The organism is Leisingera caerulea DSM 24564 (genome assembly GCF_000473325.1).
Taxonomy (GTDB): domain Bacteria; phylum Pseudomonadota; class Alphaproteobacteria; order Rhodobacterales; family Rhodobacteraceae; genus Leisingera; species Leisingera caerulea.
The window spans coordinates 3,431,116-3,447,555 of sequence record NZ_KI421513.1 but is presented as its reverse complement, the minus strand read 5'-3'; the positions used below and the strand labels follow the sequence as shown (position 1 = coordinate 3,447,555).

Sequence of the window (16,440 nt, the reverse complement as noted above, 5' to 3'; positions counted from 1 at the left end):
TCTCAGGCGTTTTCCTGCGGCACTTCGTCCGCATAGATGTCGGTCCAGAGCTCTTCCAGGGCGGGCTCGGGGCTTTCCTTGGCGAAGTCGGCGGACTTGGAAACGATTTCCTTGATCTCCTTGTCGATCGCCTTGAGGTCCTCTTCGGTGGCGTGCTTGCCGGTCAGGAGCATGTCGCGGACCTGCTCGATCGGGTCGCGCTCTTCGCGCATCTTCTGGACCTCTTCGCGGGTGCGGTACTTGGCCGGATCCGACATCGAGTGGCCGCGGTAGCGGTAGGTTTTGACCTCAAGGATGTAGGGGCCGTCGCCGTTGCGGCAGTGGGCCACGGCGCGCTCGCCCGCTTCCTTGACGGAGAGGACGTTCATGCCGTCCACCGCTTCGCCCGGGATGCCGAACGCCTTGCCGCGTTCCCAGATCTCGGCGCTGGAGGTGGAGCGCTGTTGCGAGGTGCCCATGGCGTACTGGTTGTTCTCGATCACGAAGATCACCGGCAGCTTCCACAGGGCGGCCATGTTGAAGGTCTCGTAGACCTGGCCCTGGTTGGCGGCGCCGTCACCGAAATAGGTGAAGGTGACGCGGCCGTTGCCCTTGTACTTGTCGGCGAATGCAAGGCCTGCGCCGATCGGCACCTGGGCGCCGACGATGCCGTGGCCGCCATAGAAATGCTTCTCCTTGGAGAACATGTGCATGGAGCCGCCTTTGCCCTTGGAGTAGCCGCCCTCGCGGCCCGTGAGCTCAGCCATGACGCCGTCGGGGTCCATGCCGCAGGCCAGCATGTGGCCGTGATCGCGGTAGGAGGTGACGCGCTTGTCGCCTTCCTCGGCGGCGGCCTCGAGGCCCACGACAACGGCTTCCTGGCCGATGTAGAGGTGGCAGAAGCCCCCGATCAGACCCATGCCGTACAGCTGGCCCGATTTTTCCTCGAATCGGCGGATCAGCAGCATCTCGCGGTAGTAGTGGGTGAGTTCTTCGGCAGAAACGTTTGGTTTCTTTGTGGTTTTTCTAGCGGCCATGGTGGTCGGCTCCCCCTGTAGGCTAGATAGTTTAGCATTAAACAAATTCATAACCGGTTTTGCGGCGGCTGAATAGTGTTATTCTGCCGCGGGGTTTCCGCCGCGTAAAAAACCGCCGAGGGCGCGCAAAAATGCCACGCCGGCGGGGCTGCGGCAGGTGCCGCATCATGGCCGCTTGCGCCCGGCAGGGGAAGGCCCTTTTGCAGCGGGACAGCGGGAGGGGTTCCGGCAAGCCGCGCAGCAAGGGCCGCGACCGGCATCCGGGGCGGCTATCTGTTTGGGAGGCTGTTGCAGGCGGGCTGGACGAACCGGCCGCCGCCGGTGTTACACAGGGAGCGTAGAGGCGGGGGTCAGCGGATCACGATCTCGTCGGCGCGGACCAGGCCGAGCACCGAACGGGCCTGCTCATCCAGCAGGTCGAGATCGAGATAATCGTCGGAGAGGCGGCGGGTCAGGTTTTCCATATCGCCGATCTGGGTCTGGAGACGGCCGAGATCCAGCCGCAGTTCTTCTGCTTCGGCTTGGATCTCGACCCTCCGGAATAGACCGAAGTCGCCTTGTACCGCCGCAAAGGTAAAATACGCGCTGAGCGCGAAGGCGATAGCAAAGAAGGCGATGGCGCCAAAAGACGGCCGGGTGCTTCGGGTCACGTTGGGAGTGCCTGTATGTTACTGCTGTAGTGTTTTGATTTTGCGCCGTTTCCCGGCGTCTGACTTATGTATGCCACAACCGAATCGGCTTGTGAATCCCAAAACTGTCCACAGGGGGAATTTTTTGCGGTTCGGCCCCGGCGCTGCCGTAACGGCAGCCCGGTGGTGACGCCGCGCTGTGCTGGCCTCAGGCAGGCCGCTTGCGCAGGCTGGGGGGCAGGGAGGATCAGCGATGCAAGACAGTGCAGCCTGCGCCGGGCGCGGCGATTTGGGAACTCATGAGGTGCAGAACCAGCCGCAGCCGCGCGGCGGGCGCGATCTGTGGGCGGAGGATGCGGCGCTGCGGTCCTATGCGGCGCATCACGGCGGCCGCGCGGATGCGCTTGCCCGCGCGGGGGCGGAATACGGCAGCGGCGCGCTGCTGGAGGCTGCTGCGGAGGCGCGGCGCGACCCGCCGCGGCTGGAGCTGTTCAGCCGCTCCGGCCGCCGCCTGGACGAGGTGCGGTTCAACGCGGGCTATCATCAGGTGATGGCGGCGGCGCAGCGGCTGGGCTATGCCCATGCCGCCTGGGACGGCAGGCCGGGCGGCCATGTCACCCATGCGGCGCATGTCTATATGCTCAACCAGGTGGAGCCGGGCGTGTGCTGCCCGATGACCATGACCTATGCCGCCATCCCCGCGCTGCGCCATACGCCGGATCTGGCGGCGCTGTGGCACCCGAAGCTGCTGAGCGCGGAGTATGACCCGGCGGTGCGCCCGGTGGCGCACAAGCGCGGCGCGACGCTGGGCATGGCGATGACCGAGAAGCAGGGCGGCTCTGATGTGCGGGCCAATACCACCCGGGCGGTGCGGGACGGCGCGCACTACCGGCTGACCGGGCATAAGTGGTTCTGCTCGGCGCCGATGTCGGACGGGTTTCTGACGCTGGCCTATGCCGACGGCGGGCTGACCTGTTTTCTGGTGCCGCGCTGGCTGGAGGAGGGGCGCAACGGCATCCGGCTGCAGCGGCTGAAGGACAAGCTGGGAAACCGCGCCAATGCCAGTTCCGAGATCGAATACGCAGATGCGCTGGCGCACCGGGTGGGCGAGGAGGGCGCGGGCGTGCGCACCATCATCGAAATGGTGCATCACACACGGCTGGACACCGCGCTGGCGCCTGCCGGGCTGATGCGGGCGGCGCTGGCGGAGGCGTTCTGGTGGGCCGAGGGGCGTGCGGCCTTTCAGAGGAAGCTGATCGACCAGCCGCTGATGCGCGCGGTGCTGGCGGATCTGGTGCTGGATGCCGAGGGCGCGCTGGCCGCAGGCATGGCGATGGCGGCGGCCTTTGACCGGACGGATGCGGACAGCCGGGCGCTGGCGCGGATCGGGGTCGCTTTGGCGAAATACCTTGGCAACAAGCGCTGCATCCCGGTGATCGGCGAGGCGATGGAGGTGCTGGGCGGCATGGGCTATGTCGAGGAAACGCCGATGCCGATGCTGTACCGCGAGGCACCGCTGAACGGGATCTGGGAAGGCTCCGGCAACGTGATCTGCCTGGATATCCTGCGCACGCTGGCCAGGGAGCCGCGGGCCAGTGCGGCGCTGAACGCGCTGCTGGACGGGGCCAGGGGCGGGGACAGGCGCTATGACGCGGCGCTGGCGGCGCACCGGGCGCGCTGGCCCGGGCTGCCGGATGAGGCGGAGGCGCGCTGGTTCGCCGAAAGCCTGGCCACGCTGATGACGGCGGCCTGCCTGATGGACGCGGCGCCTGCTGCAGTGGCAGAGGGTTATGTGGGAAGCCGGGTTGCCGGAGAGCGCGGTTCGCTGCCGGGCTCGGTGGCCGGGCTGGATGTGCCGGCGGTCCTGGCGCGGTTCCGCGGCGCATAGGGCCGCGCCGGACAAGAAAAAGGCCCAGCTTTGCAGCTGGGCCGGACAGCGCTGACCGCGCGGGGCTTACTGCTCCAGTGCGGCGACGCCGGGCAGGGTTTTGCCTTCCATCCATTCCAGGAAGGCGCCGCCGGCGGTGGAGATATAGGTGAAGTCGCCGGCTGCGCCGGAGGCGTTCAGGGCCGCAACGGTGTCGCCGCCGCCGGCAACCGAGATCAGCTGGCCGGAACGGGTCATCGCCGCGGCCTTGAGCGCGGCCGCGTTGGTGGCGGCGTCGAACGGCTCCAGCTCAAACGCACCGAGGGGGCCGTTCCAGATCAGCGTCTTGCTGTTTGCAAAAACCTCGATGATGCGGGCGAGGCTTTCCGGGCCTGCGTCCAGGATCATGCCGTCCTCCGGGCATTGATCGGCGGGCAGGGTTTCGTGCTCGGCGTGGGCTTCGAATTTCTTGGCGACCACGATGTCAACGGGCAGGATGATCTCGCAGCCCGCGGCCTCGGCCTTGGCCAGGATCTCGGCTGCGGTGTCCTTCATGATGCGCTCGGCCAGGGAGATGCCGACCGGCAGGCCTTTGGCGACCAGGAAAGTGTTGGCCATGCCGCCGCCGATCACCAGGTGGTCGACTTTCTCAATCAGGTTGCCCAGCAGTTCCAGCTTGGTCGAAACCTTGGCGCCGCCGACAACGGCCGTCACCGGACGCTGGGGCTGGCCCAGGGCGCTTTCCAGCGCTTCCAGTTCGGCCTGCATCAGGCGGCCGGCGCAGGCGGGCAGCAGGCGGGCAATCGCCTCGGTCGAGGAATGCGCGCGGTGGGCGGCGGAGAAGGCGTCGTTGCAGTAAACCTCGCCCAGGCGGGCCATGCCGGCGGCGAGGTCGGGATCGTTCTTGGTCTCGGCGGCGTGGAAGCGGGTGTTTTCCAAGAGCAGCACTTCGCCCGGCTGCAGCGCATCGGCAGCGGCTTCGGCGCCGGCACCGACGCAATCGGCGGCAAACAGCACGCGGGTTTCAAAGGCGCGCTCCAGTGTCGGCACCAGCTGGTTCAGCGACAGGTTCTCGCGGCGCTCGCCGCCGGGGCGGCCGAAGTGGGCCAGCAGGATCGGCTTGCCGCCTGCGGCCAGAATATCGCGCACGGTGGGGGCGATGCGGCGGATGCGGGTGGAGTCGGTCACCACGCCGTCGACGATCGGCACGTTGATGTCCACACGCACCAGCACGCGCTTGCCGTTCAGATCCATGTCGTCGAGTGTTTTCCAGCCCATCTGCGAAACCCCTTGTATGGTGAAAGTGCAGTCAAATCCGCGCGCTGTTTCGGGGGTTTTTGCGCATCAGTCAATGCTCCCTTGGCATTTCCCGGCGCTGGCCTTAACTATCGTTGCAAATTTCGACGACAGGAGGGCCACATGGCCGAGATCAAAGATCCCAAAAACACCGTCATCATCGAACTGAAAGACGGAAATGTTGTGATTGAGCTGCTGCCCGACGTGGCGCCGAAGCATTCCGAGCGGATGAAGGAACTGGCCCGTGCCGGCGAATACGACAACGTCTGCTTCCACCGGGTGATCGACGGTTTCATGGCGCAGACCGGCGACGTGGCCAACGGCGACATGGAAGACGGCTTTAACATCCGCATGGCGGGCACCGGCGGCTCCTCGCTGCCGAATGTTCCGGCTGAGTTCTCCAAGCTGCCGCACGACCGCGGCACCCTGGGCGCGGCGCGCTCTGCCAACCCGGATTCTGCAAACTCGCAGTTCTTCATCAACTTCAAGGACAACCACTTCCTGAACGGCCAGTACACCGTGTACGGCCGTGTCATCGAGGGCATGGAGCACGTGGACGCCATCACCCGCGGCGAGCCGCCTGCGAACCCGGACCGCATGATCAGCGTCAAGGTTGCTGCGGATGCGTAAGTGCCTGACCGCTCTGGCCCTGCTGGCGGCAGGGCCGGCCTTTGCCACCGGCCTGGAAATCCAGGTCGAGGGGGAAGCCAACGGCACCATCAAGATCGACCTGTTCGAGGATGTGGCGCCCAAGCATGTGGAACAGATCACCGCACTGGCCGAAGAAGGCAAATACGATGGTGTGGTGTTCCACCGGGTGATTGAAGGCTTCATGGCGCAGACCGGCGACGTCGAATTCGGCAAGGCCGGCGGCGACATGCGCCGGGCCGGGCAGGGCGGCTCTGACCGGCCCGATCTGGCGGCTGAGTTCTCCGACATCACCTATGACCGCGGCGTGGTCGGCATGGCCCGGTCACAGAGCCCGGACAGCGCCAACTCGCAGTTCTTCATTATGTTTGCCCCGGGCCCGTTCCTCGACGGCCAGTACACGGTTGTCGGCAAGGTGACCGAAGGCATGGATGTGGTCGATGCGATCAAGCGCGGTGCCGGTCCCAATGGCGCGGTGATCGGCCAGCCCGACACCATGGCCAAGGTGAGCGTGACCGAATAGCGCCTTCCGGCTTTTGAAAGACAATGGCCCGCGCCCGGCACCCCGGGGGCGGGCCTTTGCTTGTGCGGGGTGATGACAGCCGGTCACAAGCCCGTGCCCGCCCCTGTTCCGCGCCTCTCTGCCGCCGTTTACTGGGACCGGGAGGTGCTGGTCATGCTGAGGGGGGTGTTGTTGTGTTTCGGGCTGCTGCTGGCGGGCAGCGCTTATGCCGATCCGCAGATCTGGCAGAGGGAATGGCCCAAGACCGACTTCAGCCAGACTCTGGTTAAGGACTGGCAGGAAATCCGCTCGGGCGGGGTGCCCAAGGACGGCATTCCGGCGCTGGATGCACCGCAGTTCACAGAGGCAGCCAAAGACCGCCGCATCAAGCCGCGCGAGCCGGTGATCACGCTGGAGCTGGAGGGCGCCCGGCCGCGGGCCTATCCGCTGCGCTACCTGACCTGGCATGAAATCGTGAATGACGTGGTGGCGGGGGTGCCGGTGGCGGTGACCTATTGCCCGCTGTGCAACTCTGCGATGACCTTTGACCGGCGCACCCGGGCCGGGGTTCTGCGCTTTGGGGTCACCGGCAAGCTGCGCCATTCGGATCTGGTGATGTATGACCGCGAAACCCAAAGCTGGTGGCAGCAGGCAATCGGCACCGCCATTGTCGGCAGGATGAGCGGCACCCGGCTGGCGGCGCTGCCGAGCTGGGTGGAAAGCTGGGAAGAGTTCACCGCCCGCAACCCGGACGGGCTGGTGATGGCGCAGCCGGGGTGGAACCGGCGTTACGGGCAGAACCCATATGTGAATTACGACAGGTCGGACTGGCCGTTCCTGTATGACGGCACCCCGCCGCCGCACGGGCTGGCGCCGATGGAGCGGGTGGTGCGGGTCGGCAACCGGGCCTGGCCGCTGTCGCGGCTGGCGCGCGAGGGCGGGATCCGCGAGGCCGGCGTGGTGCTGAGCTGGCGGGCAGGCCAGGCCTCGGCGCTGGATGCGGGCACGATTGCCAGGGGGCGCGACATCGGGTCGGTCCGGGTGCGGGACGGGCAGGGGCGGGATGTGCCCCATGACGTGATGTTCGCCTTTGCCTTCCACGCATTCTGGCCGGATGGCAAGTGGATGCTGAAATGACAAAAGGCGCGCCGGGCGGGGCGCGCCTTGATCCGTGCCGCGGCCCGCAGGCTTAGAACAGGAAGTTATCCGCGTCCTGCAGCTGCGCCGCGCTGATGTCTTCCACCAGGATGGTCACATCGGCGAAGGAGACCAGCACGTCATCGCCCTGCTGCTCAAAGTCCAGCTGTCCCAGCCGGGAGGCGCCGCGCCCGATCTGGATGTGGTCCTGGCCTGCGGTGAAGTCGGTGATGGTGTCGTTGCCGTGGCCCTTGTGGAACACAAAGGTGTCGGCGCGGCCGCCGCCGGTGAGCTGGTCGTTGCCCTTGTGGCCGAGCAGCACGTCGCGGCCGTTGCCGCCGCTGAGCTTGTCGCCGCCGGTGCCGCCGGACAGGGTGTCATTGCCGCCGCCGCCGGACAGGGTGTCGTTGCCGTTGCCGCCCTTGAGATGATCTTTGCCGGTGCCGCCGAGCAGCCTGTCTCTGCCCTGGCCGCCGTCCAGCTGATCGTCCCCGCTTTGGCCGCTGAGGAAGTCGTTGTCGCCGCCGCCGGTCAGGGTGTCCGCACCGGTGCCGCCGTCCAGCTGATCCAGGCCGGAGCCGCCGTCGAGGCTGTCGGAACCGTCTTCGCCTTTCAGAACGTCATTGCCCGACAAACCGCGCAGGGTGTCGTTGCCGATGCCGCCGAGAATAAGATCGTGGCTGATGCCGGCGGTGCTGTCGCCCTGCAGGCTGTTGCTGCTGGAGCTGCCGACGGTCAGGGCCAGCGTGCGGTTGGCAAATTCCAGGATCTCGACGCCGCTGATGCGGTCCTGGCCGTCCGCGCTGTTGAGAACCAGCGCGCTGTAGCTGGAAGAGGCGGTGGCATTGCCGAATGTGTCGTTGATGACCAGCCGGTCGGTGCCGCTGCCGCCGTCCACCGTGTCGTCGCCGGTGCCCAGAGTGAGCACATCATTGCCGCCATAGGTCGCCCAGTAAGTGCCGGTCTGCACGTTGGACGTGATGGTGTCACTGCCGCTGAGCGAGCTGCTGCCGCCAAGGTAGTCCAGCTGGTAGTAGCTGATGTTCATTTCCGAGATAGAAACCTTGGTGGTTCCGTTCTGGTAGATGGCCATCGAGGAGATGGTCCAATTGTAATAGCTGCTGCTGCTGAAATTGCCCTGAATCTCCATCACGGAGCCGTTTGTGCCAGAAAGCGTGATGTAGCTGTCCGTGTAGGCGAGCAATGTGGGGTTGCTGAAGTTGTTCCAGGCGGAACCGGTCAATGTCCACGCGCCGCTGGGATCGTCGATGACAACTTTCATGATGCGAAAGGCCTTCTGCTATTGAACTGCCGCCGGGCGCCAGGGGCCTCCGGCGCAGGCGGCTTTAACTAAGAATTGATTTTCACGTTTAGCGCGAATTTGAAAGAGCGGGAAATCCTGACCCTGCGGGATGATGGCAAAAAAGAAACGCCGCAAGCAGAGGCTTGCGGCGTTTGCTGTTCGTCGCGGAATGGTTCAGGCTCAGCCTTCGGCCTTATGCGCCGCGGTGGCGGCCTGGACCGCTGCCGAGGGGGCCGGGGCCGCGGCGGGGGCTGCCGCCGGGGCGGATTTGCGGCCGCCCGGGTTCAGCGGATCGTCCTGGCGCTGCACGGAGCCTTCGAAATGGGCGCCGCTTTCGATTGCGATGGTCTTGTGGATGATGTCGCCTTCGACCCGCGCGGTGGAGGTCAGGCGCACCTTCAGGCCTCGCACGCGGCCGACGATGCGGCCGTTGATCACCACGTCGTCGGCGGTGATTTCGCCCTTGATGGTGGCGGTTTCGCCGACGGTCAGCAGGTGCGCGCGGATGTCGCCCTCGACGGTGCCTTCGACCTGGATGTCGCCGGTGGTTTTGACGTTGCCGGTGATGTGCAGATCCGAGCTGAGCAGCGATGCGGCGGGCTTGGCCTTGGGCGCGCTGGACTTGTAGTCGCTGGCCGCCGGTGCAGCCGGAGCGGCAGAGGCGGGGGCAGCCGGGGTTGCTTCGGCCTGCTTCGGCCCGGGCTCGTTGATTTTGCTCTTAGAAAACATTTCTCGCAGCCTTGATGTAGATCATGGGGTTTACAGGTTGCCCGTTGACCCGCACCTCGTAGTGGAGGTGGGTCCCGGTGGACCGTCCGGTGTTACCCATATCAGCAATGTGATCCCCGCGCGAGACCCTTTGGCCGGCCTTAACGCGGAGTTTCGAATTATGGGCGTATCTTGTTTCGATGCCGAATGCATGGCGGATCGTCACCAGGCGGCCGTAGCCGGATTGCCAGCCCGCGTGGGTCACGACGCCGTCGGCGGTGGCAAAGATGTCAGTGCCGGTGCGGCCGGCGAAATCGGACCCCTTGTGCAGGCGGCGGCCGCCGGTCTTAGGGTCGCGGCGGTAGCCGAAGCCGGAGCTTTGGCGCACTTGGCCCAGGTTGACCGGGGTGGCGAACGGCGCCTTTTGCGCCGCCAGACGGTACAGGTTCAGCTGGTCCAGCCGGGCCAGAATATTGTTGGCGCGCAGCTCTTCCGGGGACGGTTCCTCACCCCGGGTCGACATTGCCAAAGGGCTGAGCGGCCCGCCCTGGCCGTTGTAGCCGCGCCGCACCTGCTCCAGGATCCGGTCGGGCGGCATGCCGGCGCTGCGGAACATTTTATCGAGCGGGGTGATCGAGACCGCGACAGCCTCTTCCAGCTGGCGGAAGATCTGGCCGTTGCGCTCTTCCATCAGCTGCAGTTCCAGCTCCAGCTCCTGGCGCTGGCCGATGGCGTCCAGCGCGTCGGCCATGATCCGGTCGCGTTCCGCCGCGGTGTCGGTCAGGGCGCCGGCCAGCATGTCCATCTGCTCCGTGGCGCTGGCCATGACCGCGGGGGCGGCGTTTTCGTCCTGGGTTTCCGCCTCCAGCTGCGCCAGCGCTTTGCGGGCGCCGTCGCGGTCGCTCATGGTGTCGCGCAGGGTGGTCTGAATCACCTCGATGCCGGTTTCCAGCTCGCGGCGGCGGGTTTCCGAGGCCAGCAGCTCAGACTGCATCATCGAAATCTGGGCCAGCACGGCGTTGAACCGCTCCTGCGCTGCCAGGGCTTCTTCGGCGCGGGCGTCGCGCTCGGCGGAGATCGCGTTCAGCCGTTCGCGGTAGGTCTGCTGATCGCGTTTGGCCAGCTCGCGGAAATTGCCGGCGCCGATGCTGTCCATCAGCACGATGGCGGTGGCGACAATGGTCCAGGCGACAAACAGGGTGATGCCTGCCACCGCAACCAGCTGGGTTTCCGACCGCAGCCGGATGAAACGCGTGTCGCTGTCGGATTTGAGGAACACCCGCCGCTCAGGAAAGCGGCGCTCCAGAAACGCGTGAATTCTGATCGCGAGCCGTGTGCGCAAAGTCCGTTCCCTGTCCCGTTCCCTACCGGCGCCGCAAGGCGGATCCGGTGCCTTGGGCGAAGTGAATAGACAGGGCGGGCCGATTGGGCAAGCCTGTTGACCCATTGGGACGGATGCCGGCGGTAAGGTGAGGTGTATCGGCGGGATTTTGCCGAAAGGAGCGGCGGGCAGGCAGCAGCAATGGCAAGAACTGCGCCGGAGAATGGCTCGGCTCCGGGACGCCGGTAGCACCGCCTGACCGGCCAGGACGTGTGCCGCGCCGAAGGAGGGCCGGGCAGATCAGCCCGGCTGGCCTTTGCGCCGTTCCTCCTGCGCTTCGGTCCAGCCGCTTTCCCAGGCCTGGTGATCGGCAGTGTCGAAGCCATATGGATTTCCGGTGAAGGGCTGGCCGTTCATGCCGGCGCGGTAGCCCTCGTCAAACTGCGCGCCCCGCGGGTCCATGCCGCAGGCGTGATGCGCGGTGTCGCGCAGGTGGGCGGCAAATTCGGGGTATTTGGCAAGGTCGGTTTGGTCGAGCCCTTCGGGATGCCGCGTGAGGGCCTGGTGGCCGCGGCTGGTCAGCCGCCAGCTGGCCGCCTCTCCCGGCACCGGCTCTGCCGGGACCAGGATGCCGGCGATCTCCAGGTCGGACAGGTGCCCGGCCAGGCGTTCGCGCAGGGCTTCCGGCGGCAGGCCCGGGGTTTCGTTGGCTTGGCGGAAAAGACCGCCCAGCGCCTTTTCACAGCTGTCCAGCGTTACCGGGCCGGACTTTGCCGTGTGCAGGATCAGGGCCACGAGGCTTGCTGTGCTGAGCAAAGGAAAGTCGTTTTCGAACATGGGATCACCCGGCTGCCGAGGTTTCCCAGTCTAGGCGGCTGAGGCGGTTTGGTAAAGAAGGCTGTGGGCCGCCAGGCCTCAGCGGCCCGGCAGGTCCCGCGCCTGATCGGCCAAGGGCCAGTAGAAATCCGGCGGCAGCCCGGCATCGGCGCGCTTTTCCTCGTTGAAGGGCGGCTTCAGGGCGCCGTGGAAGTATTTCCGCACCAGCGCGTGAAACACCTCCTTGGGGTCCAGGTTGTCCCGCCCGCACAGGAAGTTGAACCATTTGGAGCCATAGGCGACATGCCCGACCTCCTCGGCATATATCACCTCCAGCGCGTCGATGGCCTGGGTGAGCTGTGCCTTGCGGAAGATTTCGATCATGCCGGGAGTGACGTCCAGCCCGCGCGCCTCCAGCACCATTGGCACCACCGCCAGGCGGCCCATCAGGTCCTCTGCCGTGTCCTCGGCGGCGCGCCACATGCCGGCGTGGGCCGGCAGGGCGCCGTAATGGCTGCCCAGCGCTTCAAGACAGTCGCACATCAGGTTGAAATGCTTTGATTCTTCATCCGCGGCCTTGACCCAGTCGTCGAAGAAGCCCACCGGCATCGGCACGTGGGAAAAACGGGCGATGATGTCCCAGTGCAGGTCAACGGCGTTCAGCTCGATATGGGCGACGGCATGCAGCAGCGCGAGGCGGCCGGCCTCGGACCCCGGCTTGCGCTTGGGCACGTCGCGGGGGTGCAGCAGCTCAGGCTTGTCCGGCCGGGCCGGGTGCATCGGCGGGGAGGCGGTGCCGATGGCGATGTCCGGGCCGGAGCCGTTGCGGAAGGCAAACCACGCGGCGGCGTGGCGGCGCGACAGCGCGGTCTTCTGCCGCCCGTCTGCGGTGTTCAGCACCTCTGCGGCGCGTCCGGCGAGCGTTAGGGGCTGATCGGTCATGCGGGTCTCCTGTTGCAGCGGCTGGCCCGGGTTCACCTGATTTGGGCGGCGGAGTCCAGTGCGGAAACGGCAGCGCTCCCGCGTCCGCGGGCGATCAGCGGGCTGATCGCCCTGGCGGCCTTGGGCCTGGCACCGCGCGGGACGCGCGGTGCGCGCCGCCCGCAGGGGCGGCGCCGGGCCCAACAGCGCGGCCTGCGCCCGGCAGGTCGCGGGCAGAACTGGCGGGAGCCCCCCCGCCGTGCCTTCAGCGCCGCCACGCCTCAAAGCGCGCGGACGGCTTCCAGCACCTCGGCGGCGTGGCCGTCGACCTTGACCTTGCGCCAGACCCGCGCGATGCGGCCTTCGGCGTCGATCAGGAAGGTTGAGCGTTCGATCCCCCAGAACTTCTTGCCGTACATGCTCTTTTCTTTCCAGACGCCGTAATCTTCGCACACCGTGCCCTCCGCATCGGACAGAAGCGGCGTTGTCAGCCCGTGTTTGTCGGTGAATTTGTCGTGCTTGGCGACGGTATCCTTGGAGATCCCGAAAACCTGCGCCCCGGCGTCGGCAAAGGCCTGCAAAGCCTCTGAAAAGGCGATGGATTCTTTGGTGCAGCCGGGAGTATCATCACGGGGATAGAAGAACAGCACCACGGGCGCGCCCTTGAGGCTGGACAAAGTGACCTCTCCGCCGCCGCTGCGGGGCAGGGTAAAGGAAGGGGCGGGATCTGAAACGTCGGGCATCGGCCTGTCTCCGGTAATTTGCGCAACTCATTGCGCGGCAACCATAACCCATGAGCAGCAAAGGGAAAGCTGAGATCAAACAAGCCGGCGAGAATAACGGCGCTGCGGCCGAGGCCGTGCCTGTGCGCGGGCCCGTGCCCGGCCCGGAGGCCAGCGTTGCGGCACCGGTGCGGCGGCGCTGGCGCTGGCGGCTGCTGCGCGGTGCTGTCTGGCTGCTTGCATTGCTGAGCTTCCTGGGTGCTGGCGCGATCTATTTCGGCCTTGGCACCCGGCTGGATGCGCCGGAGTGGCTGCGCCAGCGGGTGGAGACCCGGATCGAGCGGCACCTGAACGGGTTGCAGATCGACTTCGGCGCCATCCATGTGGTTGTGAACAAGGGCTGGCGGCCGCGGGTCAGCCTCAAGGACGTGGTGCTGCGCCACCCGGACGGCGCGGTGTTTGCCCAGCTGGCAGATGCCCAAGCGAGCCTGGCGATGCGGCCGCTGCTGCGCGGCCAGGTCCAGCCCAAGCAAATCTCGCTCAGCGGTCTGTTCGCAGTCTTGCGGCGCAATCAGGATGGAACGCTGGCGCTGAGTTTTGCCAGCGGCGGACTGCCAACCCGGCAGGCGGGCAATTTGGTGGAGCTGATCAAGCAATGGGACAGCCAGCTGGACAAGCCCGTTCTGGCGGCACTGCGGGGGGTCGAGACCAGCGAGCTGACGCTGTCTTATACCGATGACCGCCTGGGCCGCGCCTGGACCCTGGACGGCGGCCGGGTCCGGCTGCAGAAGAGCGGCAGCGCGGTGTCGGCCTCGGCGGTGTTTTCCGTGCTGAGCGGACGCGGCGACGTGGGCTCGGTCGAGGCCAGTTATACCTCGGAGATCGGCAGCCCGGAGGCGGAATTCGGGGTTCTTGTCTCGGAGATCGCTAGTGAGGACATCGCCCTGCAAAGCCCGGCGCTTGGCTGGCTGGGGGTCCTGCGGGCGCCGATTTCCGGCTCCCTGCGCGGCGGTGTGCGCCGCGACGGCACGCTGGAGCCGGTGCAGGCCAGCCTGCGGATCGGCGAGGGGGTGATCCAGCCGGAGGCGCAGACCCGGCCGGTGCCGATCACCGGGGCGCGCAGCTATTTCACCTATGACCCGGCGGCGCAGAAGCTGGAATTCGCCGAGCTGAGTGTGCAGAGCGGCTGGGGCTCCGGGGTGATGCAGGGGCAGGCCAGCCTGGCGGGGATCCAGAACGGGCAGCTGACCGGGCTGACCGGCCAGCTGCGCTTTGCCGATCTGGAGCTGAACCCGCGCCGCCTGTTCGAGACGCCGGTGAAATTCCCGGCGGTGGATGCGGATTTCGATCTGCGGCTGAAACCCTTCCGTCTGCGGCTGGGCGAGATGCTGGTGCGCGACGGCGGCAGCCGGATCCATTTCGACGGTGTGATCGGGGCCGGGCCCGAAGGCTGGGATTATGACTTGAACGGGCGGGTCGATCAGGTCGGGGTCGAGCGGGTCAAGCAGCTGTGGCCGGAGGCGCTGGCGTCCAAGCCGCGCGCCTGGGTGCGGGAGAACCTGCATGCGGGGCTGGTGCGCGATGTGGGCTTCCACATGCGCGGGCGCGGCAGCGGCAAGCCGTTCGTCAGCCTGGATCTGGCCTTTGAACAGGCCGAGGTGCTGTTTCAGAAGTTCATGCCGCCGGTGCGGCAGGCGGCGGGCCAGCTTAGCCTTTACGGCAACCGCTTTGTGGTCACCGCGTCCCAGGGGGTGGTCACGGCGGACCAGGGCGGTGACGTGGATGTTACAGGAACCTCCTTCATCATCCCGGACACCACGGTGCGCGACGGCACCCCCGGCATTGCCCGGATTGCTGCGCGCGGTTCGGTGACTGCGGCGCTGTCGCTGCTGAACCGCGAGCCGCTTGAGATCATGGACAAGGCGTCGCTGCCGGTCGATCTGGCCGAGGGGCAGGTGGAGGCCGCGGGCACGCTGTCGCTGCCGCTGCGCAAAGGCGTGCAGCCGGAAGAGATCCTCTATCACTACAGCGGTGAGGCGCGGGCGGTGGAGACCAGCAAGCTGGTGCCGGGTCATACCGCTGTGGCGCCGCTGCTGAAGATCGAAGGCAACCAGGGTGAGGTGCGCATCAGCGGCAGCGGCAGCCTGTCGGGTGTGCCGCTGACCGTCAGCTGGGGGCAGAAGATCGGCAAGGACGCCCCCCGCGACAGCCGGGCCGAGGGCACCATCGAACTGTCGGCAGAGGCCGTGTCCGCCTTTAACCTGGGCCTGCCGCGCGGGTCCGTCTTCGGCCAAGGGCAGGGCCGTTACACGGTGGATCTGCAGCCCGGCGCGCCGCCGCGGCTGCAGCTGGACTCGGACCTTGCCGGGGTCGGCCTGAGGATTGCGGAGATCGGCTGGCGCAAGAGCATGGCGGCGGCAGGCAAGCTGTCGCTGTCGGCAGAGCTGGCGCAGACCGCGACGGTGGAGCGGCTGGAACTGCAGGCGCCCGGGCTGGCGGCCACCGGCCGGGTCACAACGCGCGAGGGCGGCGGGCTGGATCAGGCGGTGTTTTCCTCTGCGCGGGTGGGCAATTGGTTTCAGGGCGCGGTGACCTTCCGCGGGCGCGGCAGCGCACCGCCAGCGATTGAGGTCACCGGCGGCAGGCTGGACCTGAACCGCTCGCCGTTCTCGGAAAGCTCCGGCAGCGGCGGCGGCGGCAGCAGCGGCGGAGGGTCGGTTCCGATCTCCTTGCGTTTGCAGAATTTGCAGGTCACGGACAGCATCGGGCTGCAAAGCTTTCAGGGCCGGTTTTCGACCCAGGGCGGCATGAATGGGGAGTTCACCGCCCGCCTGAACGGGCAGACGCCCGTGGCAGGCACCGTGGTGCCGCAGAACAACGGCACCGCGGCGCGCATCCGCGCCAATGATGCCGGCGGCGTGTTCCGGTCTGCCGGGGTGTTCGAGCATGGCCGCGGCGGCAGTTTCGACATGACGCTGGTCCCGGCAGAGAGGCCGGGCGAATACGACGGGCGGGTCAGCGTGCGCAACATCCGGGTGCGCAATGCGCCGTCGATGGCGGCGATTCTGAACGCGATCAGCCTGGTCGGGCTGCTGGACGAGATGACCGGCCAGGGCATCCTGTTCACCAGCATGGACGGGCGGTTCCGGCTGGGCGGTTCGCATCTGATTCTGCACCAGAGCAGCGCGGTCGGGCCGTCGATGGGGCTGTCGCTGGACGGCAACTTTGATCTGAACAGCAGCCGCCTGAACATGCGCGGGGTGATCTCGCCGGTGTATCTGCTTAACGCTATCGGGCGGGTGCTGTCGCCCCGGGACGGCGAGGGGCTGTTCGGCTTCACCTTCACCCTGCGCGGCACCGCGGATGATCCCTCGGTGTCGGTCAACCCGCTGGCCGGGCTGGCGCCGGGGTTCCTGCGTGAGATCTTCCGCGGTCCTCCGCCGAAGGTGCCGGGGGACGACAGGGCCTTCTCCGTTGACGGGGAGCTTCTGGAGGAAGGTGAAGAGCAAGTCCAAACCCCGCTTGGGGCCAACAAGTAAACTGGCTGGGGGCGA

The 16,440-nt window shown here is 66.9% G+C and carries 14 protein-coding genes; 5 read left to right on the top strand and 9 right to left on the bottom strand.

Annotation, left to right across the window (positions count from 1 at the left end):
- Positions 1-2: 2 nt before the first annotated feature.
- Positions 3-1,016, bottom strand: a complete 1,014-nt coding sequence (gene pdhA, locus CAER_RS0123990; protein WP_027237759.1) for a pyruvate dehydrogenase (acetyl-transferring) E1 component subunit alpha — start codon at positions 1,014-1,016, stop codon at positions 3-5.
- A gap of 350 nt (positions 1,017-1,366) precedes the next feature.
- Entirely contained in the window at positions 1,367-1,666 is a 300-nt protein-coding gene (locus CAER_RS0123985; RefSeq protein WP_027237758.1) for an FtsB family cell division protein, read from the bottom strand.
- 232 nt (positions 1,667-1,898) lie between these two features.
- On the opposite strand from CAER_RS0123985, the gene CAER_RS0123980 reads away from it, so the two are divergent.
- On the top strand, positions 1,899-3,533 hold the full coding sequence (locus CAER_RS0123980) for an acyl-CoA dehydrogenase family protein (RefSeq protein ID WP_027237757.1): 1,635 nt from the start codon (positions 1,899-1,901) through the stop codon (positions 3,531-3,533).
- A gap of 66 nt (positions 3,534-3,599) precedes the next feature.
- On the opposite strand, the gene CAER_RS0123975 is transcribed toward CAER_RS0123980, so the two are convergent.
- Positions 3,600-4,790: a phosphoglycerate kinase gene (locus tag CAER_RS0123975; protein WP_027237756.1), complete on the bottom strand. Its 1,191-nt coding sequence runs from the start codon at positions 4,788-4,790 to the stop codon at positions 3,600-3,602.
- A gap of 141 nt (positions 4,791-4,931) precedes the next feature.
- On the opposite strand from CAER_RS0123975, the gene CAER_RS0123970 reads away from it, so the two are divergent.
- The 3 genes from CAER_RS0123970 (at position 4,932) to CAER_RS0123960 (ending at position 7,095) form a co-directional block, all read left to right on the top strand.
- On the top strand, positions 4,932-5,438 hold the full coding sequence (locus tag CAER_RS0123970; RefSeq protein ID WP_027237755.1) for a peptidylprolyl isomerase: 507 nt from the start codon (positions 4,932-4,934) through the stop codon (positions 5,436-5,438).
- Entirely contained in the window at positions 5,431-5,979 is a 549-nt protein-coding gene (locus CAER_RS0123965) for a peptidylprolyl isomerase (protein ID WP_027237754.1), read from the top strand. Before CAER_RS0123970 ends, CAER_RS0123965 begins: the two co-directional genes overlap by 8 nt.
- A 153-nt stretch (positions 5,980-6,132) precedes the next feature.
- The gene (locus CAER_RS0123960) at positions 6,133-7,095 is read left to right on the top strand and encodes a DUF3179 domain-containing protein (RefSeq protein ID WP_027237753.1); all 963 of its coding nucleotides are present in this window, start codon (positions 6,133-6,135) and stop codon (positions 7,093-7,095) included.
- A gap of 52 nt (positions 7,096-7,147) precedes the next feature.
- On the opposite strand, the gene CAER_RS0123955 is transcribed toward CAER_RS0123960, so the two are convergent.
- From CAER_RS0123955 to CAER_RS0123930, 6 genes are all read right to left on the bottom strand, one after another.
- Positions 7,148-8,377, bottom strand: coding sequence for a calcium-binding protein (locus CAER_RS0123955; RefSeq protein ID WP_036797568.1), 1,230 nt, complete (start codon positions 8,375-8,377; stop codon positions 7,148-7,150).
- A gap of 201 nt (positions 8,378-8,578) precedes the next feature.
- Positions 8,579-9,127 carry a bactofilin family protein gene (locus CAER_RS0123950; RefSeq protein WP_027237751.1) on the bottom strand — a complete coding sequence of 183 codons (549 nt, stop codon included), beginning with the start codon at positions 9,125-9,127 and terminating at the stop codon, positions 8,579-8,581.
- Entirely contained in the window at positions 9,117-10,448 is a 1,332-nt protein-coding gene (locus CAER_RS0123945) for a M23 family metallopeptidase (RefSeq protein ID WP_027237750.1), read from the bottom strand. The genes CAER_RS0123950 and CAER_RS0123945 overlap by 11 nt, the downstream gene beginning before the upstream one ends.
- Before the next feature lie 279 nt (positions 10,449-10,727).
- On the bottom strand, positions 10,728-11,264 hold the full coding sequence (locus CAER_RS0123940) for a ribosome modulation factor (protein ID WP_027237749.1): 537 nt from the start codon (positions 11,262-11,264) through the stop codon (positions 10,728-10,730).
- A 78-nt stretch (positions 11,265-11,342) separates the two neighbouring features.
- The gene (locus tag CAER_RS0123935) at positions 11,343-12,185 is read right to left on the bottom strand and encodes a ferritin-like domain-containing protein (protein ID WP_027237748.1); all 843 of its coding nucleotides are present in this window, start codon (positions 12,183-12,185) and stop codon (positions 11,343-11,345) included.
- 260 nt (positions 12,186-12,445) lie between these two features.
- On the bottom strand, positions 12,446-12,907 hold the full coding sequence (locus CAER_RS0123930; RefSeq protein ID WP_027237747.1) for a peroxiredoxin: 462 nt from the start codon (positions 12,905-12,907) through the stop codon (positions 12,446-12,448).
- 50 nt (positions 12,908-12,957) lie between these two features.
- Between CAER_RS0123930 and CAER_RS0123925 the strand changes: the two genes are divergently transcribed.
- Complete coding sequence (locus CAER_RS0123925) at positions 12,958-16,425, top strand: YhdP family protein (RefSeq protein ID WP_027237746.1); 3,468 nt, start codon at positions 12,958-12,960, stop codon at positions 16,423-16,425.
- The last annotated feature ends 15 nt before the right edge of the window (positions 16,426-16,440 follow it).